Consider the following 23,934-nt stretch of genomic DNA (forward strand, 5'->3'; position numbering starts at 1 on the left):
GAAGTTTTACGTGGCCGTAGCTTTCCGCGGGCCGATCAGCTCTCTGCCACAGGGTTGTTCGCCGGAGTACCGAGTGTTTCGATCACGACCTCGGCTACCGCCTTCATCGTCGTGCGTCGGTCCATCGCGGCACGCTGAATCCACTTGAACGCCTGCGGTTCCGTCAGCGATTGCGACTCCATCAGGACGCCCTTGGCCTTCTCGATCAGCTTGCGGGTCTCGAGTCGGTCCTGAAGATCGGCGATCTCCGATTCGAGCGCAGAGATCTCGCCGAATCGGCTCGCGGCCAACTCGACTGCAGGCATCAGATCGGCCTTGGTGAACGGTTTGACCAGATAGGCCATGGCACCCGCATCGCGCGCCTTCTCCACGAGCTCTCGCTGACTGAACGCTGTGAGAATCACCACCGGCGCGATCCGCTTCTCCGCGATCTCGGAGGCCGCGTCGATGCCGTCACGACGCGGCATCTTCACGTCCATGATCACCAGATCCGGTCGAAGTTCGACAGCCAGTTCCACAGCCTGCTGACCGTCCGCGGCCTCACCGACCACGTCGTATCCCTCTTCGCGGAGCATCTCCACCAGGTCGAGACGAATCAGGGATTCGTCTTCCGCGACCACCACCCGCAGCGCAGGCTTGCCAGTACCGTGCGTATCAGGAGCATTCATCTGTACCGGTCTCCTTCGACAGTCGTCGCCCCTCAGGGGCATCGAGCAACTGAAGGGTACCGGTGCACGGGGCCGAAAGCGCATCTTCTACACTCGTCAATCGTTGCTTGAAAGACGCCAGCCCTCGTATCCCAATTGGCAGAGGAAACGGATTCAAAACCCGTCCAGTGTGAGTTCGAGTCTCACCGAGGGCACCACAGCACGATCGACCGGCCGCGACAGCGGTCGGGTCCACTCCCGATCACGCCTACAGTGGGGTGATGTACATACCCAGCAGTCTTCGTTGCCATGACACCAGCGCGGGGAAATTGTGCGCGCAGAAGGTCGACCACCGTTTCGGAGATTCCGCGGACCAGTCCGCTCAGTGGGTCTACTACACCTGCAGCGCCGACTCCGCCCACGAGACCGGTTACGTCGACCGCCTGGTCACCGCCTGAATCATGTTCGTAGAGCGCGCCTTTGTCCACGCCGACGATGTGGGATCGGAGTGGCCCTTCACCGTTCCCGCTGTCGCCGACCTCGCGCGCGAGGGACTCGAGTTTCTCGCACCGGTCACAATTCTGGTGGGCGACAACGGTTCCGGTAAGTCGACTCTCGTAGAGGCGATCGCAGAGCGTTTCGGCATCGACGCCCGCGGGGGTCGAGCAGCGCAGAAGTCTCGTCGACTGGACGAGGTGACGAGCGTCCTCGGCGAGGTGCTCGAACTCGAGACCACGCCACGAGGCGCGCGCATGCTGCGGGGTCCGCGCGAGCAGAAGCGGGGATTCTTCCTGCGCGCCGAGACTGCATTCGAGATGGCCGAGAACCTCGGCGGCATGCCGGGCTTCTGGGACGAGAACACCGCCGAAATGAGCCACGGTGAGGGCTTTCTCACCATGTTCGGTGCGATGTTGGCCGAACCGGGCTTCTATGTGCTGGACGAACCGGAGTCGGCCCTGTCGTTCACCGCGTGCCTGAACCTGGTCGCGCTGATGTCCCACTTGGGCGAGGAGGGGGCACAGCTCGTCTGTGCCACGCATTCACCGATCCTGGCATCGACACCCGGTGCGGACATCGTCGAAGTGGGTGAACACGGTCTGCGCCGAAGCACCTGGGACGAACTCGAATTGGTCCAGCACTGGCGGCGATATCTCGACGATCCGAACGTGTATCTCCGTCATCTACTCGACTGAACCGGCACCAACGCCACGTCCCGACGACGACGCACACTCCCCGGAGAGACTCCCATCGCCCGTTTGAACGCTTTGCCGAATGCTGCCTCCGACAAATAGCCACTGCGCCTGGCCAATTCGGCCAGCACCACGTCCTCGGACCGCAATGTGTCGTACGCGACTTGCATCCGCCACGTCGCCAGGTAACTCATCACCGAATCGCCGACCAATGCGGTGAATCGAGCCGAGAACGCCGAACGTGACATGTGTGCACTCGACGCCAGTGCCGCAACGGTCCACCGCTCGTCGGGATTTCGATGAATGCGAGCCAGCGCGCCTCCGATCCGCTCGTCCTGCAACGCTCCCAGCCAACCGGACTGCGCGCTCGGAGTGTCCACAATCCATGACCTCAACGCCTGAATCACCAGAACGTCGGAAAGCCTGGTGATCACTGCCTCTCCCCCGGGTTCGAGCGATCGTGCCTCGTCGGCCACTATGGCGAGGATGTTCTGCATACGTGCGCGCCGTGGTTCGCTGTCTGCGTCGATCACGATCACCGCCGGTAGCAGCCGAAGAAGCTGCTGCGCCGCAGGATGATCCATCCGGACGGCCCCGCAGACCAACACGGTATCGGGTCCGCTCGCATCGCACTGGTCGATCACCGCGTACCGGTCGCTGACGTAATCGTGTGGCACCTCGGACACGCTGGTCGCGTCGCCGACAGACTCGATGTCGGCCGCCAATACGTGCCCACGCCCGTGGGGAACCAACGCGAAGTCGCCGGGAACGAGCTCACGCGTCGACTCCCCGGGGACCGACAGCACACACGACCCGTCGACCACGGTGTGGAACCACACAGCGTCGTCCATCGCGGGCAGGGCCAGCCCCCACGAGCCACTCATCTCGGAACGCACGTAGAAGGACCCGGTCATTCGGAGGAAATGCAAAGCCTCACCGAGCGGATCGGGTGACTTCCAGGGGTCGGCTCCACGCACCGGACAATTGTCCCCCACGGCCGGGACGATCGGACATGAATTCGAGCCCCGCGCGCATTGTCCATCCACCCGTGACGCGGAAAGGTCGGAAGCGCACGACGAATCCCCGGGAAGGAAAACCGATGATCGACAAGATCTCCTCGATCGCCACCCTGGTCGCAGCAGTCGGATGCGGCCTCGTCGCGGGCGTCATGCTCGCGTTCTCGGTCAGTGTTCTTCCTGGCCTGGCGTCGTTACCGGTGCCCGACGCGATCGCCGCGATGCAGAGATCGAACGCCGCGATCCTCAACCCACTGTTTCTGACGCTGTTCGTCGGTACGGCGTTGACCTGTTCTCTCGCAACCGTTCTCGCGATCACCACGGAGGGTGGGCGATCGACCTGGGTCGGCGCGGGAGCAGGGCTCTACGTGGTGGGCTGCTTCGTGGTCACGGTGGCGTTCAACGTCCCACTCAACGATGCATTGGCAGCGGTGGATCCGGCGAGTCCGTCGGGAGCCGACATGTGGCAGTCGTTCACGTCGAACTGGACACGGTGGAACACCGTCCGGATCATCTCGTCGACGGCGGCGTGCGCCGTGCTGATCCTCGGTCAGGGCAGATCCGCGCTGGGCTGATCGGACTCACCGTCCTGGTGACGCCTGCGAATCTCGTCCTCGAAGCGGGCGATGAGATGATCGGTATCGGCAGTGGACACATCTCGCGCGCCTTCGTCCATCGCGGCGTCGCGTCCTCTGCGCAAGGCGGCGAGTTCGGCTTCGAGTTCGTTGTTGTCGAGTACGCGTGGATCCAACATCTCTCCATTGTGGTCCCACCCGAGTACCTGCGCGCGCTGTTTGCTGTAATCGCGACATGAACGTCGTGCACAGCTTCGAACCGATAGTCGACGAGCACGCTCACACGCTGATACTCGGTTCGATGCCCGGTGTCGCATCGCTTGCTGCTCAGCAGTATTACGCTCATCCCCGAAATGCGTTCTGGCCGATCATGGGCGCGCTGTTCGGTGCCGGTCCCGAACTTCCGTACGAGGCGCGAACAGAGCGACTGGTGCGCAGCGGGATTGCTGTGTGGGACGTACTGAAGCTGTGTACCAGGACCGGAAGCCTGGACTCGGCCATAGTCGAATCATCCATCGTGGCAAACGATGTCGCGAACCTCATCGCAGGTCATCCCGGCATCGACACCGTGCTGTTCAACGGAGCAAAAGCTGCCGACAGCTATCGCAGATACGTCGCGAACGCGGTGCAGCAGGACGTCGAGTGCATCCGTCTGCCGTCCACCAGTCCAGCGCACGCCTCACTCACCCTCGAAGCCAAGACTCGACTGTGGTCGGCAGCACTCAGGCGCGAACGCGTTTCGGGAAGTGGCGAATGAGGCCCTCCTGCACGACGGTTGCGAGCAACTGACCGTCCATCGAGAAGAATCGGCCGGTGGCGAGTCCCCGCGATCCGGCCGCGACCGGCGATTCGGTCGCATACAGAGCCCACTCGTCGAATCGGAACGGTCGGTGAAACCAGATGGAGTGGTTGACCGTCGCCGCCACGATGCGGTCGAGTCCCCAGGACAGTCCATGGGTGGTGATGATCGAATCGAGCACCGTGGTGTCCGACGCGTAGCCCATGGTCGCGGCGTGAAAGATCGACTCGTCCGGCAGATCGCCGTCCGCTTTCATCCACACTCGATTGTGGTTGAGCTTCTCACCGGTGCCGTGCATGATCCACGCCGGATCGTTCGCGTACCGCATGTCGATCGGTTTGAGTGCATCGACGAACATCTGCAGTCGGTCCTCGAACCCCACGAAGTGGTCGCCGAGAGGCGGCAGAGCATCGGGATACGGAACCTCGGGCACCTCGACGCTGTGCTCGAGGCCCTTACCGAAATCCTGGAAAGCAGCGAGCATGACGAACAGCTCGTTACCGTCCTGCAGCGCAGTGACCTGCCGGTTGGCGAACGCCCGGCCGTCGCGCTGACGACTCACCCGGTATTCGATGGGCTTCTTGACGTCACCACCGCGGATGAAGTGCGCATTGATCGCATGAACGTCCCGGGACGTTCCGGATACGGTCCGGCCGGCGGCGATGAGCGCCTGAGCGACGAGCTGCCCACCGAACGTCCGGCTCCCCACCTGCTCCGGATGCTGTCCGATGAACACATCCTCCTCGGTCTCCTCGAGGGCGAGGAGACCGAGAAGGGTTTCGAGATCGGTTCCGCGTACTGCTGTACTGCTCGGCGCGCTCTCGCTGACGCCGGTTCCCCCCGCTTCGACCACTTACCGGTCCTCTTCTCCGATTCGGTGCACATGGATCAAGTTGGTCGAGCCTACTGTGCCGGGAGGGGCACCGGCGACGATCACGACCTGATCGCCTCGGTTGTAACGACCGAGTTCGAGCAACGCCTTGTCGACCTCTTTGACCATCGCGTCCGTCGAGCCCACATCGGGAACCAGGAACGTCTCGGTGCCCCAGCTCAGGGACAGCTGACTGCGGACCTCGGAGATCGAGGTGAATGCGAGCAACGGCAGTTTGGTGTGGAGGCGAGCCAACCGTCGCACGGTGTCGCCCGACTGGGTGAAGGCCACGAGGGCCTTCGCGTCCAGACGCTCGCCGATATCGCGGGCGGCGTAGGAAATGACACCGCGCTTGGTGCGAGGAACGTGAGTCAGAGGAGGAACGCTGTCGCCTTCGGTTTCCACGGTCTCGACGATCCGAGCCATCGTCCGCACCGTCTCCATGACGTACTTGCCGACCGAGGTCTCGCCGGACAGCATGACCGCGTCGGTACCGTCGAGCACTGCGTTGGCGACGTCGGACGCCTCGGCGCGGGTGGGACGGGAGTTCTCGATCATCGATTCGAGCATCTGGGTCGCAACGATGACGGGCTTGGCGTTGGCGCGGGCGATCTGGATGGCGCGCTTCTGCACCAGGGGCACCTGCTCGAGTGGCAACTCGACGCCGAGGTCACCGCGGGCGACCATGATCGCATCGAACGCGAGCACGATGGCTTCGAGGTTGTCGACGGCCTCGGGCTTCTCGAGCTTGGCAATGACCGGAACTCGGCGGCCGACGCGGTCCATGACTGCGTGGACGAGTTCGACATCGGCGGGAGAGCGCACGAACGAGAGCGCGATGAAATCGCATCCGAGCGCGAGGGCGAACTCGAGGTCCGCAATGTCCTTCTCGCTCATGGCAGGAACGGAGACGTCCATGCCCGGGAGGGAGACGCCCTTGTTGTTACTGACCGGACCACCCTCGGTGACCCGACACAGCACGTCGTTGCCTTCGACGCCGGTGACGACGAGGCCGACCTTGCCGTCGTCGACGAGCAGGCGGTCGCCTTCCTTGGCGTCCTGAGCCAGCTCCTTGTACGTGGTCGACACACGATCGTGGGTGCCCTCGCACTCCTCGACGGTGATGCGGATGAGTTCACCGGCGGCCCAGGTGGTGGAGCCCTCGGCGAATCGGCCGAGTCGGATCTTCGGTCCCTGCAGGTCGGCCAGGATGCCCACGGCTTTGCCGGTGGCGTCCGATGCGGCGCGAACTCTCTCGTAGTTGGCCTGGTGATCGGGGTGATCGCCATGGCTGAAGTTCAGTCGTGCGACATCCATTCCACTCTCGACGAGTTCGCGGATGCGCTCTGTGGTTGCGGTTGCGGGTCCAAGGGTGCAGACAATCTTCGTACGTCGGCTCACGGTTGCGAGCGTAGCCGCTGGACGCCTTGTTCTCTATCGCAGAGGAACCCGGCCGAATACTACCGACGGGTAGCCTCGTCGGGCCGCTGCTGAAAGCACCTGTACCGGTACAGAGACGAGTGTCACACCACCGCCAGAGGCAGTGCCGTGGGGTGCACCGGGGACGGCAATTCCGAGTGTCCGGTGAGGAATGCGTCGACCCCGTTGGCAGCCGAACGCCCCTCGGCGATCGCCCACACGACCAACGACGCACCGCGGTGGGCATCCCCACAGACGAACACACCCGGGGCCGTCGTCTGCCAATCGGGACCACACGACAACGCGCCGCGCTTGGTCAGCGCCAGGCCGTAGTCGTCGAGCAGCGGTCCATGCTCGACACCCTCGAATCCGATGGCGAACAATGCCAGATCACAGGGCAATTCGACCTCTTCACCGATGGGCGTCACGATGCGTCGCCCGTCCGCGTCGCGCTGCACCTCGACCTCGGCGAGCACCATGGCGCGCACATGTCCACGCTCGTCGCCGAGAAATCGCTGCACCGCGACCTGATGACGCACGACGCCACCCTCCGCATGCGCGGGCGACGTCCGAAGCACCAACGGCCACGACGGCCATGGCGAAAGACCGTCGTCACGGGCACCAGGAAGAGCAGGGTTGTAGTCGAGCTGAGTGACCGACGCGGCACCCTGACGGTGAGCCGTGCCGAGACAATCGGCCCCGGTGTCTCCGCCGCCGATGATCACCACATGCTTGCCCGCAGCGGATATCGACGTCGGCCCGTCGCCCTCGCATTCCTTGTTCGACGGCACCAGATGCTCCATCGCCAGGTGGATGCCGTCGAGTTCGCGGCCGATCACCTCGGTGTTGTCGCGAGCCCGCAGAGCGCCGACGGCGAGCACGACCGCATCGAAGCTCGCGCGCAGTTGCTCGACGGTGAAGTCGATGCCGACCTCGCACTCGGTGACGAAATGCGTGCCCTCGGCCCGCATCTGCATCAGCCGCTGATCGAGCACCGACTTCTCCAACTTGAATTCGGGGATTCCGTATCGAAGCAATCCACCGAGCCGATCGTCGCGCTCGTACACGGTGACATCGTGCCCGGCCCTGGTGAGCTGTTGCGCCGCAGCCAGCCCCGCCGGACCCGAACCCACGACGGCCACTCGCTTACCGGTGGTGATCGTCGGAGGCTGGGGAACGACGCTGCCCTGTTCCCAGGCCAGGTCTGCGATGGTCTGCTCGACCCGCTTGATCGTCACACTTCCGCCGGTGGCGGCCTCGGAAATGGACAGGACACAGGCAGATTCACACGGAGCCGGACACACTCGTCCGGTGAACTCCGGAAAGTTGTTGGTGGCGTGCAACCGATCACTGGCCGCGTCCCACCGATCGCGGCGCACGAGATCGTTCCATTCCGGAATCAGGTTGCCCAGCGGGCATCCGGCAGTTCCGGAGTGGCAGAACGGAATTCCGCAATCCATGCAGCGGCGCGCTTGTTCCGAGACCTCGGCTGCGCGTTCGCTGCTGGGCTGATCCGAGTACACCTCGTTCCAGTCCCTGACCCGTTCGTCGATAGGACGCTTGGCGGCCTCACGCTTGACGACCTTCAGAAATCCCTGTGGATCAGCCACGTGCAGCCTCCATGATCGCAGCGTCGACGTCGCGCCCCTCGGCGCGCGCCATTCGTGTCGCCTCCAGCACTCGCTGATAATCGACGGGCATGACTTTGGTGAACAGAGCGGACCGGCGGGGCCAGTCGGCGAGCAGCGATGCCGCGACGGTGGAGCCGGTCCAGCGCTCGTGGTTCTCGACCGTCTCGCGCAGCCACACCAGATCGTCCGGATCGGGAACCTGCAACTCGACCATTGCCGTGTTCACGTCCGCGGGGTCGAGACCCAGAACGAAGGCGATACCGCCCGACATGCCGGCCGCCATGTTGCGTCCGGTCGGCCCGAGCACGACCACCCGTCCGCCCGTCATGTACTCGAAGGCGTGATCTCCCACGCCCTCGTTGACCGCAACGGCTCCGGAGTTGCGCACGGCGAACCGCTCCCCCGCCTTACCGCGCAGGTACACCTCTCCCGACGTGGCTCCGTAGAGAATCGTGTTTCCGGCAATGACGTTGTCCTCGGCAACGAAGGGTGCGTCCTCGGCCGGTCGGACGACGATGCGTCCTCCCGACAGGCCCTTGCCCACGTAGTCGTTCGCGTCGCCGACGAGATCGATCGTGATTCCGGGCGGCAGGAATGCACCGAGCGATTGCCCGGCAGAGCCGGTGAACGACACGCGAATCGTGTCGTCGGGTAACCCGGCCGCGCCGTAGCGTCGCGTGACCTCGGACCCCAGAAGTGTTCCGACCGTGCGGTTGACGTTGCGCACGGGCAGCTCCAGCGTCACCGGATGCGCGTCCTCCAATGCGCCCTCGGCCAGCTGGATCAGCGTGCGATCCAGCGCGAAATCGAGGCCGTGGTCCTGATCGCGTAGGCGTCGACGCTGCGTCATGGGCGCGCCGTGTCGATCCACCGGCATCGCGAAGATGGGTGTGAGGTCGAGTCCCTTGCTCTTCCAATGTGCGACGCCGGCCGCGGTCTCGAGCACGTCGGCATGGCCGACGGCCTCGTCGATGCTGCGGAACCCGAGCTGCGCGAGGTACTTTCGCACATCCTCGGCGACGAACCTGAAGAAGTCCTCGAGGAACTCGGGCTTGCCGGTGAATCGCTTGCGCAGTTCGGGGTTCTGAGTCGCGACACCCACTGGGCAGGTGTCGAGATGGCAGACCCGCATCATGATGCATCCCGCGACGATCAGAGGTGCCGTCGAGAACCCGAATTCCTCGGCACCGAGCAGCGCCGCGACGATCACATCACGGCCGGTGCGCATTCCGCCGTCGCACTGGACGGTGATGCGATCGCGAAGTCCGTTGAGCACCAACGTCTGTTGGGCGTCGGCCAGCCCGATTTCCCAGGGCGCACCGGCATGCTTGAGAGACGTCAACGGAGCCGCGCCCGTGCCACCGTCGTATCCCGAGATCAGTACGACGTCGGCGTGCGCCTTGCTCACTCCCGTCGCCACCGTGCCCACTCCTACCGAGCTGACGAGTTTGACGTGGACGCGCGCGTTCTCGTTGGCGTTCTTGAGATCGTGTATCAACTGCGCGAGATCCTCGATGGAATAGATGTCGTGGTGCGGAGGCGGGGAGATCAGGCCGACCCCGGGCGTCGAGTGCCGAGTCTTGGCCACCCACGGGTACACCTTGTAACCGGGCAGCTGCCCGCCCTCACCGGGTTTGGCACCCTGCGCCATCTTGATCTGAATGTCGGTGGCGTTGACCAGATAATCGCTGGTCACCCCGAACCGTCCACTCGCGACCTGCTTGACCGCACTGCGCCGGCTCGGATCGTAGAGGCGATCGACGTCCTCTCCGCCCTCACCGGAGTTGGAGCGCCCACCCAGATTGTTCATCGCAACGGCCATGGTCTCGTGCGCCTCGGCAGAGATGGATCCGTAGCTCATCGCGCCGGTGTTGAACCGAGTGACGATGGACTCGACCGGCTCCACCTCGTCGAGCGGAACAGGCGTGCGCACATGGTCTTTGAACTCGAACAGGCCCCGGAGTGCGCCGCCCTCACGGGCAAGCCGGTTCACTTCGTCGCTGTATTTCTGGAACACGTCGTAGCGACCGGTGCGTGTTGCGTGCTGCAACAGGAACACCGTCTCGGGAGTGAACAGGTGAAGTTCGCCCTCACGCCGGAACTGGTACTCGCCGCCGATCTCGAGGCGGCGGTGAACACGGTCGGTGGGATTCTCCGGGTATGCCTTCCGGTGACGGAGTTTGACCTCTTCGGCAAGGACGTCGAGACCGACTCCGCCGAGCTTGCTGACGGTGCCCTTGAAGTACTCGCGCACGACCTCGCGATCGAGACCGACCGCCTCGAAAACCTGTGCGCCGGTGTAGGACCCGACGGTCGAGATGCCCATCTTGGACATGACCTTGAGCACGCCCTTGCCGAGCCCGTACAGGTAGTTGCGCACCGCGACAGTGGGTTCGACCCCGGTGAGCTCGCCTTCGCCGACCAGGTCCTCGATCGACTCCATGGCCAGGTACGGGTTGACCGCCGCCGCACCGAATCCGATCAGCAAGGCCAGGTGGTGCACTTCTCGTGCATCGCCGGACTCGACGACGAGAGCGACCTTGGTGCGTTCCTTGGTGCGCACCAAGTGGTGGTGCACAGCTGAGGTGGCCAGCAGGGACGGAATCGGTGCCCGAGTGTGGTCCGAATCGCGATCGGAGATGATCAGCGTGCGGTAGCCGGCAGCGATGGCTTCCGATGCCCGCATGCGCAGTTCTTCGATGGCCTCGGCCAGACCTTCCCCACCACGCTCGACCTCGTACAGTGCGCGCAGCACGATCGCCGACAGACCGGGATGATCACCGTCGTCGTCGATGTGGATGATCTTGTTGAGTTCGTCGTTGTCGAGCACCGGCCACGGCAACACGATCTGCCTGCACGACGCGGCAGTGGGCTCGAGCAGATTCTGCTCCGGTCCCATCACTCGCGACAACGACGTCACGATCTCTTCTCGGATGGAGTCGAGTGGCGGGTTCGTGACCTGCGCGAACAGTTCGATGAAGTAGTCGTACAGCTGACGAGATCGCTGGGACATCACCGCGGACGGGGTGTCGGTCCCCATCGACCCCAGTGGCTCGCCCCCGGAGGCGGCCATCGGGGTGAGCACGACGCGGAGATCTTCCTCGGTGTAGCCGAAGGCGATCTGTCTGCGGATCACGGACTCGTGGTTGTACTGAATGTGGGCGCGCTCGGGCAGGCTCTTGATTTCCAGCAATCCGGCGTGCAGCCATTCCTGGTACGGATGTTCCTGCGCCAGTTGCAGTTTGATCTCCTCGTCGGGAACGAGACGCCCGGCGACGGTGTCGACCAGAAACATCTTGCCCGGCTCGAGGCGACCCTTGGCGACGACCTGAGATTGCGGCACGTCCAGGACACCTGCCTCGCTGGCGAGGATCACCCGACCGTCGGCCGTCTGCCACCACCGACCGGGGCGCAGACCGTTGCGATCGAGAACGGCCCCGACGTAGCTACCGTCGGTGAACGTGACGCAGGCCGGACCGTCCCACGCTTCCATCATCGACGAGTGGAACTGATAGAACGCCCGTACCCGCGGATCCATCGTGCGATGGTTCTCCCACGGCTCCGGCACCATCATCATCACGACGTGGGGAACGCTTCGGCCGCCCAGATGCAGCAGTTCGAGCACCTCGTCGAGCGACACCGAATCGGATGCATCGGGATTGCAGATGGGGAAGAGCCGCTCCAGATCACCGGGGATGAGATCGCTGGACAGCATCGCTTCCCGAGCGCGCATCCGGTTCCTGTTGCCCTTGACCGTGTTGATCTCTCCGTTGTGCGCGACGTAGCGGTGCGGGTGCGCCAACGGCCACGACGGGAAGGTATTGGTGGAGAAGCGACTGTGCACGATGGCAATTGCACTCGTACACAACGGGTTACGCAGCTCCGGGAAGAACAGGGGCAGCTGCATGGTGGTGAGCATGCCCTTGTAGACGATGGTGCGTGCGGACAGTGAAGGGAAGAACAGGCCCGAGCCTTCTGCCTCGATCTCCGGGGTGACGCGCTCGGACCGCTTACGCAGCCCGTACACCAATCGGTCGAGTTCGAGACCGGCCGGACGTGAACCGTCGACCTCGGGGGCCGCGACGAAGAGATAGCTCATGTACGGCATGCATCCGAGCGCCGTCAGTCCGACGTCGGCGCGATCCGGATCGACCTCGACCGGAACCCAACCCAGCACCTCGAGACCCTCGTCGGCTGCAATGGATTCGACACGCTGCACGGCCGACCCGCGCTCACGGATGCCCTGCGGCAGAAAGCAGACACCCGCCGCGAAGGTGTTCTCGCCGTCGCCGTTGGCGGACGGTAACTCGAACGACGACAACGAATCGAGAAGTTCGACGGGCAGCTGGATCAGAATGCCCGCGCCGTCACCACTGTTGGGCTCGGCACCGGCAGCACCACGATGTTCCAGATTCTCCAGTGCCAGAACACCGTCGGACACGATCGAGTGCGAACGGCGTCCGGCGATGTCCGCGATCATCGCGACGCCGCAGGAGTCCTTCTCCGCGCTCGGGTCGTACAGTCCTTGCTCGGCAGGCATCCGAGAAAACAACACCACGATCACCTCCACGTAGACCGGTGGGTGCTTCGGATGGCGCAGTGTCGACACGCTGCACTGTGAGCCTCGGCTACCCCGCCGGCTGGTCGCCCGAACCGACATCGAGTGCCGGATCGATCGAATTCGATGCCTATCGGGAATTCACCGGGACAGCTCTGGCCCGCGAAAGAATCCGAGATCGCTCTCGGATGGCGGAATCGTATCAGTTGCCGATCGCAACGATGCAATCGCGAACGGCGCTGGGCTCAGTCGCGCAGGGGGCGCCCGTGTTCATCGCGCACGCTGCCCGTGAGCATCATGATCCCGTCGATCAGCGGCCAGATACCGCCGATGCCGCACGTGAGCCACGTGACCGCGATCTGCGCCACCGCAATTCCCGGTTGATTCAAATAGAAGCGTCCTGCCCCGAAAACACCCAGCAGGATGTTCAGCAGCCCGGCAGTGAGCTTCTGCTTGTCCGAGAACGGTTCACCGGTGACGGGATGCCGTCCGTAAGGAGCGCTCGGATCCACCCAACCGGGAGCACCGGCGTACTGGGGGCCTGGGTAGTGGGGTCCTCCGTACTGGGGTCCTCCGTACTGGGGACCTCCGTACTGGGGACCTCCGTACTGGGGACCGCCCGGAAACGGGGGCGGCGGGTAACCCGCACCGGGCGGTGGACCGTCCGGTGCACCGGAGCTACGGTCGTCACCTCCGGACGCGCCGTACGGATCACTGCCCCAATTCGGCGGACCGTAGCTGGGGTCGGGTGCGCCGTACACCGGACCCGGTGCCGCGTTCTTCTCGAACGAGATGGTGGGCTCCGAACCCGAGCCGTCTCCCGCCGATCCGCCCGGTGTCGATCCGTCCGATGACGATGTACCTGAATCACTCACAACGAACTCCCTCGACGACGCGCTACGGGTAGGTCGATCAGTCTCGCAGCTTGAGCCCGCGACTGTCGGGAACATTGCCGACGAGAATCAGCACGGCGTCCACGACATGCCACACGAACAGTCCGAACAACAGAATCAAGCCGAGACCGAACACCACGGTCAGCAGCACGCCGAAGAAGAACAGCAGCAACTGCGCGACGCCGATTCCGGTGCTACCGATGTAGAAACGACCCACGCCGAGCCAGCCGAGGAACAGCTGAAGTAGTCCACCGACGATCTTCGATTTGTCCGACAACGGTTCACCGGTGACCGGATCCCGCCCGTACGGCGCGTCGGGTCCGACACCGAAACCGGGCCCGGCCGAAAAGCCCTGTGATTGGCCATAGGCCTGCTGGCCATACCCCTGCTGGCCGTAACCCTGCTGGCCGTACCCTTGCTGGCCGTAGCCCGACTGCTGGCCGTAGCCCGACTGCTGGCCGTAGCCCGACTGCTGGCCGTAGCCCGAGTGCTGGCCGTACCCCTGCTGGCCATACCCCTGTTGGCCGTATCCCCCGGTCTGGCCGTACCCCTGTGGTGGACCGTAGGGCGACTGTTGGCCGTATCCCGGCTGACCGTATCCCTGGTACTCGGATCCCGGTGTCGGGTAACCGGCGGACGGCGGAAGGCCACCGATCGAATTGTCGATACTTCCGTCCGGGCTGGGGGCCGGATAGCTGGGAGTACTGGACCAGCCGGGCCCGTTGCCGATACCCGAATAGGTGTCCCAGCCCGGTCCGGTAGAACCGGCGGGACCGTGCGAGGGTGCAGACTCGGATGTCGCGGGCGGCTCGGAGAGCGACGCCTCGGCCGTTGCGTCGTAGTCGAACGGTGTACCGAAAGAGCCGGCCGACTTGTCGGTGCCGCCGCCCGAATCAGCAGGGTCGGGGTGTGCCCTCTTCTCGAAATCAACCACGGGTACTGCCTTCTTCCTCGGCTTTCTTCTCGGACGATGTCTCGCCCGTGCCTTCCTGCGGATCGCCGTCGGCGGACTCGCCACCCGTCTTGTCTTCGCTGTCACGACCGTCGTCGTCGTTCGACTTCAATGCCGCCGGGTCTTCGCGACCCTTGGTGGCGAGAACGAAATAGGCGACCGCGAGCACGAAGATGATTGCCGAAGTGAAAGTGTTCACGCGAATGCCGGCGATCTTCGTCGCGAAGTCGTCTCGCATGAGTTCCACCCAGAACCGACCGACGCAGTATCCGGCCACGTAGAGCGCGAACAATCGACCGTGGCCGATCGTGTACTTCCGATCGACGAGTACCAGGAGGACGACGACGAGGACGCTCCACAACAGTTCGTAGAGGAACGTCGGGTGGACGACCTTCTCGACCATTCCGGTGGAGACGCCGTTCAGAGGATCGAGCCGGCCGTTCGCATCGAGTCGCTCGTAGATCTCGAGACCCCACGGTTGCGTGGTTTCGCGACCGTAGAGCTCCTGGTTGAAGTAGTTGCCGATGCGGCCGATTGCCTGGGCCAGCAGGATCGGCGGGCCTACCGCGTCACCGAATGCCGGGAGTGGGATGCCGCGTCGACGACACGCGATCCACGCGCCGACTCCGCCGAGGAACACCGCGCCCCAGATTCCGAGGCCGCCGTTCCACACGTAGAGCGCCTCGATCGGCCGACCGCCGGCACCGAAGTACGTCTTCCAGTCGGTGGCCACGTGGTACAGCCGGCCACCGAGAAGCCCGAAAGGTACGGCCCACACGGCGACGTCGAGGACCGTGCCCTTGGTTCCGCCGCGAGCGACCCACCGGCGATCTCCCCACACCACGGCCACCACGATGCCGATGATGATGAACAGGGCGTAGGCACGGAGCGCGAGCGGTCCGACGTGCCACACCCCCTGCGCGGGACTGGGAATGTAGGCCAGGAAGGCGGTCGAAGTCACGACGCTACGTTAGCGGAGCGGACACCCTCGGCGAGTTCGGTCGTCAGGTCACGAACCGCGTCGAGACCGTTGTCGACAGCGGTCACCAAAGCCGAGCCGACGATGACCGCATCAGCATACTTCGCGATCTCGGCAGCCTGTGCGCCCGACCGAACGCCGAGACCGACGCCGATCGGAATGTCGGAATGCTCGCGGATACGCGCCGCCAACGCCGGTGCCATCGAGGACACCGCGTCGCGGGCACCGGTCACGCCCATCGTCGAGGCGGCGTAGACGAAGCCGCTGCTGGCTTCGACGGTGCTGACGAGTCGCTCCTCCGTCGTCGACGGTGCGACGAGGAAGATTCGGTCGAGTCCGTACCGATCCGAGACCTCGATCCATTCCTGAGCCTCGTCGGGGATCAGGTCGGGAGTGATGATTCCGAGTCCACCCGCATCGGCGAGGCTCCGGGCGAAATTCTCGATGCCGTATTTGAGCACCAGATTCCAGTAGGTCATGACGACCGCTTTGCCACCCGCGGCTGCGACCTGCTCGGTGACGGCGAAGACGTCCTTGACCCGGGCTCCGGCTCGCAGCGCCACGTCTGCAGCAGCTTGGATCGTGGGGCCGTCCATCACCGGATCGGAGTACGGGATGCCGACCTCGACGATGTCGCACCCGGCATCGACCATGGTCTTGAAGACCTCGATCGACCGGGGCACGGTCGGAAAGCCGGCGGGCAGGTATCCGACGAGTGCAGCGCGCCCTTCGGCACGGCACTGGGCGAACGTCCCGGAGAGGCGAGAGTCGTTGTTGCTCATGGCTTGATACCTGCTTCGTCGTCCACGTTCGCTTCGCCGTCTCCGTCGATCAGGCCGAACCACTCGGCTGCGGTGTCGACGTCCTTGTCGCCGCGACCGGACAGGTTGACCAGGATGATGGCACCTTCACCCAGTTCCTTGCCGAGGGTGAGTGCGCCGGCGATGGCGTGCGACGATTCGATGGCCGGGATGATGCCCTCGGTGCGGCACAGCAGCTTGAAGGCGTTCATGGCCTCGGTGTCCGTCACGCCGCGGTACTCGGCGCGCCCGATGTCGTGTAGGTACGAATGCTCGGGTCCGACCCCGGGATAGTCCAATCCTGCTGAGATGGAGTGGGATTCGACGGTCTGACCGTCCTCGTTCTGCAACAGGTACGAGTAGGCACCGTGCAGGGCTCCGGGAGTACCACCGCTGATGGTCGCGGCGTGGCGACCGGTCTCGACTCCGTCGCCGGCAGCCTCGAAACCGACGAGACGGACATCGGCGTCGTCGATGAATGCGTGGAAGATGCCGATGGCGTTGGACCCGCCGCCGACGCAGGCCGCGATGGCATCGGGCAGGCGGCCGGTGGATGCGAGGACCTGCTGCCGCGCTTCGAGGCCGATGATGCGCTGGAAATCGCGGACCATCACCGGGAACGGATGCGGTCCTGCGACGGTTCCGAAGCAGTAATAAGTGTTGTCGGCGTGGGTGACCCAGTCTCGCAGCGCCTCGTTGATCGCGTCCTTGAGAGTGCGCGAACCGGACTTCACTGCAATGACTTCCGACCCGAGCAAACGCATCCGGGCGACATTGAGGGCCTGGCGCTCGGTGTCGACCTCACCCATGTAGACGACGCAGTCGAGACCCATGAGGGCACAGGCCGTGGCGGTCGCGACGCCGTGCTGACCGGCACCGGTCTCTGCGATGACACGAGTCTTGCCCATTCGCTTCGCGAGCAGAACTTGCCCGAGCACGTTGTTGATCTTGTGAGAACCGGTGTGATTCAGGTCTTCTCGCTTGAGCAGGATCCGAGCGCCACCGGCGTGCTCGGACAACCGGGTCGCCTCGAACACCGGAGATGGGCGACCGGTGTAATCGCGCTGCAGCCGATCCAGCTCACCGAGGAACTCGTTGTCGCTGCGCACTTTCTCGTACTCGGCGGTGACTTCCTCGATCACACCCATCAACGCCTCGGGCACGAACCTGCCCCCGTACACGCCGAAGTGACCGCCCACATCGGGCTCGTGCGCGCTGCGATCGGTGAGGCCGATGCTGCTCTGCGGCAGATCAGCGCCCTTGAAGCGGACTACCTGAGGGGCGTCCGCGGCGGAAGAAGTTTGGCTGGTGCTCACCGCTCCAGTGTGCCCCAACGGCGGACCGTCGCCGCGTTCGGGTGGGGTGCCGGTTCAGCGTGCGGGTTTCGGGCACGACGGGTGCGTGCCCGCCGTCACCAGGTCCGAGACCGCAGTGCGCGGATCGCCCGCGGTGACCAGACCTTCTCCGACCAACACTGCGTCGGCGCCGGCTCCGGCGTACGCGAGAAGGTCGGCGGTGCCCCGCACTCCCGACTCGGCAACGCGAATGATCTCACTGGGCAGACCGGGCGCGATACGGCCGAAACTGTCGCGATCGATCTCGAGGGTCTTGAGGTTGCGGGCGTTGATACCGATGACGCTGGCACCCGCCTCGAGTGCGCGATCGGCCTCGGCCTCGGTGTGGACCTCGACGAGTGCCGTCATGCCGAGTGACTCCGTGCGATCGAGAAGAGACGTGAGTGCGTCCTGCTCCAGGGCTGCGACGATCAGCAGGATGACGTCCGCGCCGTGTGCTCGGGCCTCGTGGATCTGGTACGGACCGACGATGAAATCCTTGCGCAGCACAGGAATCGAGACTGCGGCTCGCACCGCGTCGAGATCGGCGAGCGATCCCCGGAATCGACGCTCTTCGGTCAACACGCTGATGACGCGAGCGCCACCCTGCTCGTAGGCACGCGCGAGCACCGCAGGATCACCGATGTCGGCCAACGCGCCCTTGGACGGGCTCGCACGCTTGACCTCGGCAATGACGCCGATGCCGTCCTCGCGGAGGGCAGCCGCCGCGTCGAGAGGTGCCGGGGCCAGCTTCGCTGCTGCCTTCACCGCAGCGAAATCGATCACCGATTCGCGCGCGGCGACGTCGGCTCGTACACCGTCGAGAATCGAGTCGAGAACAGTCATGGTGCCCCAGTCCTTTCTGAGCGTCGACATTCGATGTGAGGAATCTCATCGAGGTCGGAACCTAGCGTAGAGGGCCGAATCAATCCGACGAACGCCGGGTACCGGACTCGTCGGTAGGGTCTTCACCGGCATCGAGCGCGTCCCACATCATGCGCTCGGTCAGGTCTTCACCCTCGTCCTGTGCACCCACGGCGGACGTGGTTCCAGCGGCCCGGCGAGCCACTTCGTCGCGCCGCACAGCCGGAGCTGCGTACTTGGACGAGAGTACCTGTGGGCCAAAAGATTTCCGAATCGACAGGGCAGCCGCCGCGAACGCACACAGGGCCCCTGCGAGCGTGATCAGCGCGGGCAGTGTCGATGCCGTCGTCATCGTCACCTCGGCACGAGCCGGGAGCTCGGCGAGCGCAGCCGCCTCCGAGTCCGAAGCCCCCGCGGCGAGTAGCCGAACGGCCGGAATCGCCGCAGCGATCGCAACCACCGCGATGAGCAACGCCAGAACCCGAGATGCCCACCCGCGCACCGCGAACGAGGCCGCCACAGCAGCGACAAGCACCAAGGCGAGAGGAGTCGTGGCGGCGGCCCAGGTACTGCCGACGAGATCGTCGGTCCGGCTCTCGCCGAGACCGTCGGAGGACGTCACGCTCACCCACGTCATTCTGGACGCACCCCACAGGCATGCGGCCGCAACCACGAGCAGCACGACAGGCAGAACGGCCGATCCGCGGCCGCCGGAGCGTTCGGTCATCGGCCACCGACCTCACGCAGCGTTTCGGCTGCTGCGACGGCACTCAGCACGGCCATGGCCTTGTTCCTCGCTTCGTCGTCCTCGTATTCCGCTACCGAGTCGGCCACGACTCCGGCACCGGCCTGCACGTACGCCGTGCCGTCCTTGATGAGCGCGGTGCGAATCGAGATTGCGGTATCGGCGTCCCCGGCGAAGTCGAGATAGCCGACGATGCCGCCGTAGATGCCACGCCGCGTCGGCTCGAGCTCGTCGATCAGTTCCATTGCCCGCACCTTGGGTGCACCCGACAGCGTGCCCGCGGGGAAGCACGCCTTGACTGCGTCCAGAGCCCGCTTTCCCTCGGCGAGCCGTCCCGTCACCGTCGACACCAGGTGCATGACGTGGCTGTAGCGCTCGATATGGCGGTAGTCGCCCACGCGCACCGTCCCGGGAGCACACACTCGGCCGAGATCGTTGCGACCGAGATCGACGAGCATCAGATGCTCCGCGTTCTCCTTCTCGTCGGCCAGCAGATCCTTCTCGAGCAGCACGTCGTCCTCCTCGGAGGCACCGCGCCAGCGCGTACCGGCGATCGGGTGCGTGGTCGCGAGACCGTCCTTCACCGTCACGAGAGCTTCGGGGCTGGATCCGACGATCGAGAACGCCGTCTCGTCGTTCTCCCCCGGCACGTGCATCAGATACATGTACGGGCTGGGATTCGAGGCCCGCAGCATGCGATAGACGTCGAGAGGAGACGCCTCGGTGTCCATCTCGAAGCGCTGCGAGAGCACCACCTGAAACGCTTCACCGGCCTCGATCTCCTCGACCAGCCGCTCGACATCGGCACCGAATCCCTCCGATGTCCGCTGCCTGCGGAAACGGGGCGCGGACTTGGAGAAGACCGACACCGTCGACGCAGCAGGCTCGGACAGATCCGCGCACATCCGGTCCAGGCGACTCACCGCGTCGTCGTAGGCCCGGTCGACGTGCTCGTCGGTGCCGTTCCAGTTGACCGCGTTCGCGATCAGGGTGATCGATCCTTCGTGATGGTCCACGGCCGCCAGATCGGTGGCCAGCAACATGACCATCTCGGGGATGCCGAGGTCGTCCTGCGCATGTTCGGGCAGCTTCTCGATGCGCCGCACCGAGTCGTATCCGAGATATCCGACCATTCCGCCGGTCAACGGCGGCAGGCCCGGCACGCGCTCGGAATGGAGTAGCTCCAAGGTTCGAGCCAACACGTCGAGGGGGTCACCGCCGCTCGGGACACCTGCGGGCACGTTGCCGCGCCACGCCGCCTCGCCGTCGACCACCGTCAGCGCCGCAGGCGCACCCGCACCGATGAACGACCATCTCGACCACGACCGCCCGTTCTCCGCGGATTCGAGCAAGAACGTTCCGGGTCGGTCGGCGGCAAGCTTGCGGTACGCCGACAACGGAGTTTCGGAGTCGGCGAGCACCTTTCGCGTCACCGGCACCACTCGATGCTCGGCGGCGAGCTGGCGGAACACCTCCCGGGACGTGGTCGAGTCCGCGGCATCGGTGGGTTGGGCGTCGATGGGTGCGGCGTCCATGGATGCGGTCTCGGTGGGGCTCGTGTGGGGAGTCGTCTCGCCGTGCATGACCCCATCCTCCCAGGTTCGGCGGCGACACCCTCGCGCGCGGTAACCTGCCGACCATGAAACCAGGCGAGCTCGTTCCCGATTTTTCCCTGCCGGACCAGACCGGAAAGCTGCGAACGCTGACCGAATTGCTTACCGACGGTCCGATAGTGCTGTTCTTCTACCCGGCTGCATTCACCCCCGGATGCACCGCCGAAGCCTGCCATTTCCGCGATCTCGCAGGCGAATTCGCCGAGGTGGGTGCCACCCGGGTCGGCATCAGCGCCGACGCGGTCGCCAAGCAGGCCGAGTTCGCCGCCGCCAAATCGTTCGACTATCCGTTGCTCTCCGACGAGGACGGTGCCGTCGCGACCGCATTCGGGGTCAAGCGCGGCCTGCTCGCCAAGCTCTCCCCGGTCAAGCGCGCGACGTTCGTCATCGGTACCGACCGCAAGGTCCTCGAGAGTTTCTCCAGTGAGCTGCGATTCGAGGCCCACGCGGACAAGGCGCTGGAATACCTGCGCGCGCACCGCAGCTAGGCCGATTGTTCGACGCGATGCCTCGGGCCCGGGGATGCTCGAGGCATCATGTGCAGAACACAACTGTCTCGATCGAGAGGTACCCGCGATGGACACGTCGGCGACACCGAATGATGCGGTGGATCCCCGCTGGCTCACCGAGAGCCAGCAAGAGGCGTGGCGCGCGCTCGTCGCCCTGGTCACCCGACTGCCCGCAGCATTGGACGCCCAGCTGCAACGCGATTCGCAGTTGACCCACTTCGATTACTTCGTCCTCGCGGTCGTCAGCGAGAACCCACAGCGACGAATTCAACTGCGCGATCTCGCGGAGTACGCCAACGCGTCGCTTTCACGTCTGTCGCACGTGGTCACCAAGCTCGAGAAGGCGGGATGGGTTCGCCGCGAAAGTATCCCGGGGAGCCGCGGTTCCTATGCGGTGCTGACCGACGCCGGCATGGAGAAGGTCGTGGCATCGGCGCCAGGACACGTCGAAACAGTGCAGGCTCTGATATTCGACGGACTGTCCGACGCGGAGGTGGGTCGACTGTCGACTCTGAGCACGACGCTACTCACTCAGCTGGACAAGGGAATTGCCGCAGGAACCGGTCACGCCTGAGCCGCGGGCCCCAACAGCACGTCGGAGTCGAAGCAGGTGTGGGTGCCGGTGTGGCATGCCGCGCCGATCTGGTCGACGACCAACAGCACTGTGTCCCCGTCACAATCGAGCCGGACCTCGTGCACGTACTGCGTGTGCCCCGAGGTCTCGCCTTTGACCCAGTACTGCTGCCTGGACCTGGAGTAGTAGGTGCCCTTGCGCGTCGCGAGCGTGCGCGACAACGCTTCGTCGTCCATCCAGGCAACCATCAGTACCTGGCCGGTCGAGCGCTCCTGCACCACAGCACTGAACAGTCCGGCTTCGTTTCGCTTGAGCCGGGCGGACAGCGTCGGGTCGAGAGTCATCGAAAACCTCTTCGCTAGCGGACGACGATGCGCTCGGCGCGCATCGATTCTTTGACCTGGCCGATGGTGAGGTCCCCGAAGTGGAACACGCTTGCGGCGAGGACGGCGTCGGCTCCGGCGTGGACGGCGGGCGCGAAATGTTCGACGCGCCCTGCTCCTCCGCTGGCGATGACGGGAACGTGCACGGCGGACCGGACCGCCGCGATCATCGGCAGGTCGAATCCGGCCTTCGTGCCGTCGGCATCCATCGAATTGAGAAGGATCTCACCGACTCCCAGTTCGGCACCGCGTACTGCCCATTCGACGGCGTCGATACCGGTTCCACGCTTGCCGCCGTGGGTGGTGACTTCCCAGCCCGACGGGGTGTCCTGCTGTCCCTGCGGGACGGTGCGTGCATCCACCGACAGGACGATGCACTGGGACCCGAATCGCTCACTGAGCTCGCGCAGCAACTCCGGCCGAGCGATGGCTGCGGTGTTGACGCTGACCTTGTCGGCACCGGCCCGCAGCAGTAGGTCGACGTCGGCGACAGTGCGTACTCCCCCACCGACGGTCAGGGGAATGAACACCTGCTCGGCGGTGCGGCTGACGACGTCGAGCATGGTTCCTCGATCGGATGTGGACGCCGTGACGTCCAGGAACGTCAGTTCGTCGGCTCCCTGTGCGTCGTACGCTGCCGCGAGCTCGACGGGATCACCTGCGTCGCGGAGGTTTTCGAAGTTGACGCCCTTGACGACACGTCCGGCATCGACGTCGAGGCACGGGATCACTCTGACCGCAACGCTCATCGCACCGGTCCTTCCAGATAGTCGCCGGGTGCACCGAGTTCGGTGATCACCTTCAGCAGTTCGCCGTGTACTCCGGGGCCGGCCGCGAGCACCGACTTCGAATCGATGGTCCACGGTCGGCCTGCGAGATCGGTGACGATTCCGCCCGCAGCACGAACCAGCAGGGCCCCGGCAGCGTTGTCCCAGGCGCGGTATCCGAAGACCACCGCGCCGCCCAGTACGCCGCTGGCGGTGTACGCCAGATCGACTCCGGTGGCACCGTGCATGCGCAGCCGCGAGGAGTGCATCGACAACTCTTCGAGAATGCGAAACCGGAAGCGGCCGGGGATGGATCCACGGCTGGCAACGTTGAACGCACCGAACCCGATCATCGACTCGCGCAACGACTTCGGTTGCAGTGCGGGTAGCGGGGCCCCGTTCAGAAGCAACGGGCCGTCCGCCACGGCAGAGAATCGCTGATTCACCAGTGGTAGCCACGTGAGCCCGAGGACCGGCACCCCGTCATCGAGCAACGCCAACAACGTTCCGGCAGAGGGCAATCCGGACGAGTAGTTGAATGTGCCGTCGATCGGGTCGAGTACCCATACGAGACCGGAGTTCAGATCGGGACCGCCGAACTCTTCACCGTGAACGGCGATTCCGGTGGCGTCGTACAGTTCCGCGCCCAGACGACGCTCGAGTTCGAGATCCACCGCGGTGGCGAAGTCGTCGGGGCCCTTCTGCACGGCACTCGGTGCGCCGACGCCCGCGAGGAACCGATCATGGATGCCGTCGAGCAACCCACCGGCGATCTCGAGCAGACGACTCGGTTCCTCGGGAAGGGTCATTCGTCG

General features: G+C 64.9%; 24 protein-coding genes and 1 tRNA gene. 7 read left to right on the forward strand and 18 right to left on the reverse strand.

Going from position 1 to position 23,934, the window contains the following annotated elements:
- Positions 1-35: 35 nt before the first annotated feature.
- The gene (locus J2X62_RS11085) at positions 36-668 is read right to left on the reverse strand and encodes an ANTAR domain-containing response regulator (protein ID WP_027497267.1); all 633 of its coding nucleotides are present in this window, start codon (positions 666-668) and stop codon (positions 36-38) included.
- A gap of 120 nt (positions 669-788) precedes the next feature.
- Between J2X62_RS11085 and J2X62_RS11090 the strand changes: the two genes are divergently transcribed.
- From J2X62_RS11090 to J2X62_RS11100, 3 genes are all read left to right on the forward strand, one after another.
- Positions 789-865, forward strand: a tRNA-Leu gene (locus J2X62_RS11090).
- A 63-nt stretch (positions 866-928) separates the two neighbouring features.
- Positions 929-1,105 carry a hypothetical protein gene (locus tag J2X62_RS11095; protein WP_165430221.1) on the forward strand — a complete coding sequence of 59 codons (177 nt, stop codon included), beginning with the start codon at positions 929-931 and terminating at the stop codon, positions 1,103-1,105.
- A gap of 3 nt (positions 1,106-1,108) precedes the next feature.
- Positions 1,109-1,840 (forward strand): AAA family ATPase, encoded by a 732-nt coding sequence (locus J2X62_RS11100; RefSeq protein ID WP_032400010.1) that lies wholly within the window; start codon positions 1,109-1,111, stop codon positions 1,838-1,840.
- Here the strand turns inward: J2X62_RS11100 and J2X62_RS11105 are convergent.
- Positions 1,825-2,814: an AraC family transcriptional regulator gene (locus tag J2X62_RS11105; RefSeq protein ID WP_230074495.1), complete on the reverse strand. Its 990-nt coding sequence runs from the start codon at positions 2,812-2,814 to the stop codon at positions 1,825-1,827. The genes J2X62_RS11100 and J2X62_RS11105 overlap by 16 nt on opposite strands.
- 122 nt (positions 2,815-2,936) lie before the next feature.
- Between J2X62_RS11105 and J2X62_RS11110 the strand changes: the two genes are divergently transcribed.
- Positions 2,937-3,428: a DUF1772 domain-containing protein gene (locus J2X62_RS11110; protein ID WP_027497270.1), complete on the forward strand. Its 492-nt coding sequence runs from the start codon at positions 2,937-2,939 to the stop codon at positions 3,426-3,428.
- Here J2X62_RS11110 and J2X62_RS11115 read toward each other — a convergent pair.
- Positions 3,404-3,607: a hypothetical protein gene (locus J2X62_RS11115; protein ID WP_027497271.1), complete on the reverse strand. Its 204-nt coding sequence runs from the start codon at positions 3,605-3,607 to the stop codon at positions 3,404-3,406. The two genes, J2X62_RS11110 and J2X62_RS11115, sit on opposite strands and share 25 nt — an antisense overlap.
- Before the next feature lie 56 nt (positions 3,608-3,663).
- Here J2X62_RS11115 and J2X62_RS11120 point away from each other — a divergent pair, with 56 nt between their 5' ends.
- Complete coding sequence (locus J2X62_RS11120) at positions 3,664-4,185, forward strand: DNA-deoxyinosine glycosylase (RefSeq protein WP_230074494.1); 522 nt, start codon at positions 3,664-3,666, stop codon at positions 4,183-4,185.
- On the opposite strand, the gene J2X62_RS11125 is transcribed toward J2X62_RS11120, so the two are convergent.
- The 12 genes from J2X62_RS11125 to J2X62_RS11180 all read right to left on the reverse strand — a co-directional run bounded on the left by J2X62_RS11125 (position 4,151) and on the right by J2X62_RS11180 (position 20,808).
- Positions 4,151-5,080, reverse strand: a complete 930-nt coding sequence (locus J2X62_RS11125) for an acyl-CoA thioesterase II (RefSeq protein WP_032370334.1) — start codon at positions 5,078-5,080, stop codon at positions 4,151-4,153. The genes J2X62_RS11120 and J2X62_RS11125 overlap by 35 nt on opposite strands.
- The gene (pyk, locus tag J2X62_RS11130; protein ID WP_027497274.1) at positions 5,081-6,499 is read right to left on the reverse strand and encodes a pyruvate kinase; all 1,419 of its coding nucleotides are present in this window, start codon (positions 6,497-6,499) and stop codon (positions 5,081-5,083) included.
- Positions 6,500-6,621: 122 nt separating this feature from the next.
- A complete protein-coding gene (locus tag J2X62_RS11135; protein ID WP_032391036.1) occupies positions 6,622-8,127 on the reverse strand; it encodes a glutamate synthase subunit beta in 1,506 nt (501 codons plus the stop codon).
- Entirely contained in the window at positions 8,120-12,688 is a 4,569-nt protein-coding gene (gltB, locus tag J2X62_RS11140; protein WP_371832733.1) for a glutamate synthase large subunit, read from the reverse strand. Before gltB ends, J2X62_RS11135 begins: the two co-directional genes overlap by 8 nt.
- Positions 12,689-12,951: 263 nt before the next feature.
- Entirely contained in the window at positions 12,952-13,581 is a 630-nt protein-coding gene (locus J2X62_RS11145) for a TM2 domain-containing protein (RefSeq protein WP_256983620.1), read from the reverse strand.
- Positions 13,582-13,618: 37 nt separating this feature from the next.
- A complete protein-coding gene (locus J2X62_RS11150; protein WP_310180520.1) occupies positions 13,619-14,533 on the reverse strand; it encodes a TM2 domain-containing protein in 915 nt (304 codons plus the stop codon).
- Positions 14,526-15,512 carry a prolipoprotein diacylglyceryl transferase gene (gene lgt / locus J2X62_RS11155; RefSeq protein ID WP_032391035.1) on the reverse strand — a complete coding sequence of 329 codons (987 nt, stop codon included), beginning with the start codon at positions 15,510-15,512 and terminating at the stop codon, positions 14,526-14,528. The genes J2X62_RS11150 and lgt overlap by 8 nt, the downstream gene beginning before the upstream one ends.
- Positions 15,509-16,312, reverse strand: a complete 804-nt coding sequence (gene trpA / locus J2X62_RS11160; protein WP_027497278.1) for a tryptophan synthase subunit alpha — start codon at positions 16,310-16,312, stop codon at positions 15,509-15,511. The genes lgt and trpA overlap by 4 nt, the downstream gene beginning before the upstream one ends.
- Positions 16,309-17,580, reverse strand: coding sequence for a tryptophan synthase subunit beta (gene trpB, locus J2X62_RS11165; protein WP_310181247.1), 1,272 nt, complete (start codon positions 17,578-17,580; stop codon positions 16,309-16,311). The genes trpA and trpB overlap by 4 nt, the downstream gene beginning before the upstream one ends.
- A gap of 120 nt (positions 17,581-17,700) precedes the next feature.
- Positions 17,701-18,510 carry an indole-3-glycerol phosphate synthase TrpC gene (gene trpC / locus J2X62_RS11170; protein ID WP_027497280.1) on the reverse strand — a complete coding sequence of 270 codons (810 nt, stop codon included), beginning with the start codon at positions 18,508-18,510 and terminating at the stop codon, positions 17,701-17,703.
- Positions 18,511-18,589: 79 nt separating this feature from the next.
- Positions 18,590-19,255, reverse strand: a complete 666-nt coding sequence (locus J2X62_RS11175) for a TIGR02234 family membrane protein (protein ID WP_027497281.1) — start codon at positions 19,253-19,255, stop codon at positions 18,590-18,592.
- Positions 19,252-20,808, reverse strand: coding sequence for an anthranilate synthase component I (locus J2X62_RS11180; protein WP_228139413.1), 1,557 nt, complete (start codon positions 20,806-20,808; stop codon positions 19,252-19,254). The genes J2X62_RS11175 and J2X62_RS11180 overlap by 4 nt, the downstream gene beginning before the upstream one ends.
- Positions 20,809-20,912: 104 nt before the next feature.
- Here J2X62_RS11180 and J2X62_RS11185 point away from each other — a divergent pair, with 104 nt between their 5' ends.
- On the forward strand, positions 20,913-21,374 hold the full coding sequence (locus J2X62_RS11185) for a peroxiredoxin (protein ID WP_027497283.1): 462 nt from the start codon (positions 20,913-20,915) through the stop codon (positions 21,372-21,374).
- 88 nt (positions 21,375-21,462) lie between these two features.
- Positions 21,463-21,969: a MarR family winged helix-turn-helix transcriptional regulator gene (locus J2X62_RS11190; protein ID WP_045841353.1), complete on the forward strand. Its 507-nt coding sequence runs from the start codon at positions 21,463-21,465 to the stop codon at positions 21,967-21,969.
- On the opposite strand, the gene hisI is transcribed toward J2X62_RS11190, so the two are convergent.
- From hisI to J2X62_RS11205, 3 genes are read right to left on the reverse strand one after another with little or no spacing between them, the layout of a single operon-like run.
- Positions 21,960-22,313, reverse strand: coding sequence for a phosphoribosyl-AMP cyclohydrolase (hisI, locus tag J2X62_RS11195; RefSeq protein WP_027497285.1), 354 nt, complete (start codon positions 22,311-22,313; stop codon positions 21,960-21,962). The two genes, J2X62_RS11190 and hisI, sit on opposite strands and share 10 nt — an antisense overlap.
- 14 nt (positions 22,314-22,327) lie before the next feature.
- Positions 22,328-23,101, reverse strand: coding sequence for an imidazole glycerol phosphate synthase subunit HisF (hisF, locus tag J2X62_RS11200; protein WP_027497286.1), 774 nt, complete (start codon positions 23,099-23,101; stop codon positions 22,328-22,330).
- Positions 23,098-23,928, reverse strand: a complete 831-nt coding sequence (locus J2X62_RS11205) for an inositol monophosphatase family protein (RefSeq protein ID WP_032370328.1) — start codon at positions 23,926-23,928, stop codon at positions 23,098-23,100. Before J2X62_RS11205 ends, hisF begins: the two co-directional genes overlap by 4 nt.
- Between the last annotated feature and the right edge of the window lie 6 nt (positions 23,929-23,934).

This window comes from Rhodococcus sp. 3258 (assembly GCF_031456475.1).
Taxonomy (GTDB): Bacteria; Actinomycetota; Actinomycetes; order Mycobacteriales; family Mycobacteriaceae; genus Rhodococcoides; species Rhodococcoides fascians.

Bases quoted from the DNA above. Each gene is read 5' to 3' on its own strand.
- J2X62_RS11085 (WP_027497267.1), bottom strand. From the start codon at position 668: ATGAATGCTCCTGATACGCACGGTACTGGCAAGCCTGCGCTGCGGGTG.
- J2X62_RS11095 (WP_165430221.1), top strand. From the start codon at position 929: ATGTACATACCCAGCAGTCTTCGTTGCCATGACACCAGCGCGGGGAAA.
- J2X62_RS11100 (WP_032400010.1), top strand. From the start codon at position 1,109: ATGTTCGTAGAGCGCGCCTTTGTCCACGCCGACGATGTGGGATCGGAG.
- J2X62_RS11110 (WP_027497270.1), top strand. From the start codon at position 2,937: ATGATCGACAAGATCTCCTCGATCGCCACCCTGGTCGCAGCAGTCGGA.
- J2X62_RS11115 (WP_027497271.1), bottom strand. From the start codon at position 3,607: ATGTTGGATCCACGCGTACTCGACAACAACGAACTCGAAGCCGAACTC.
- J2X62_RS11120 (WP_230074494.1), top strand. From the start codon at position 3,664: ATGAACGTCGTGCACAGCTTCGAACCGATAGTCGACGAGCACGCTCAC.
- gltB (WP_371832733.1), bottom strand. From the start codon at position 12,688: ATGCCTGCCGAGCAAGGACTGTACGACCCGAGCGCGGAGAAGGACTCC.
- trpA (WP_027497278.1), bottom strand. From the start codon at position 16,312: ATGAGCAACAACGACTCTCGCCTCTCCGGGACGTTCGCCCAGTGCCGT.
- trpC (WP_027497280.1), bottom strand. From the start codon at position 18,510: ATGACTGTTCTCGACTCGATTCTCGACGGTGTACGAGCCGACGTCGCC.
- J2X62_RS11175 (WP_027497281.1), bottom strand. From the start codon at position 19,255: ATGACCGAACGCTCCGGCGGCCGCGGATCGGCCGTTCTGCCTGTCGTG.
- J2X62_RS11180 (WP_228139413.1), bottom strand. From the start codon at position 20,808: ATGGACGCCGCACCCATCGACGCCCAACCCACCGATGCCGCGGACTCG.
- J2X62_RS11185 (WP_027497283.1), top strand. From the start codon at position 20,913: ATGAAACCAGGCGAGCTCGTTCCCGATTTTTCCCTGCCGGACCAGACC.
- J2X62_RS11190 (WP_045841353.1), top strand. From the start codon at position 21,463: ATGGACACGTCGGCGACACCGAATGATGCGGTGGATCCCCGCTGGCTC.
- hisI (WP_027497285.1), bottom strand. From the start codon at position 22,313: ATGACTCTCGACCCGACGCTGTCCGCCCGGCTCAAGCGAAACGAAGCC.
- hisF (WP_027497286.1), bottom strand. From the start codon at position 23,101: ATGAGCGTTGCGGTCAGAGTGATCCCGTGCCTCGACGTCGATGCCGGA.
- J2X62_RS11205 (WP_032370328.1), bottom strand. From the start codon at position 23,928: ATGACCCTTCCCGAGGAACCGAGTCGTCTGCTCGAGATCGCCGGTGGG.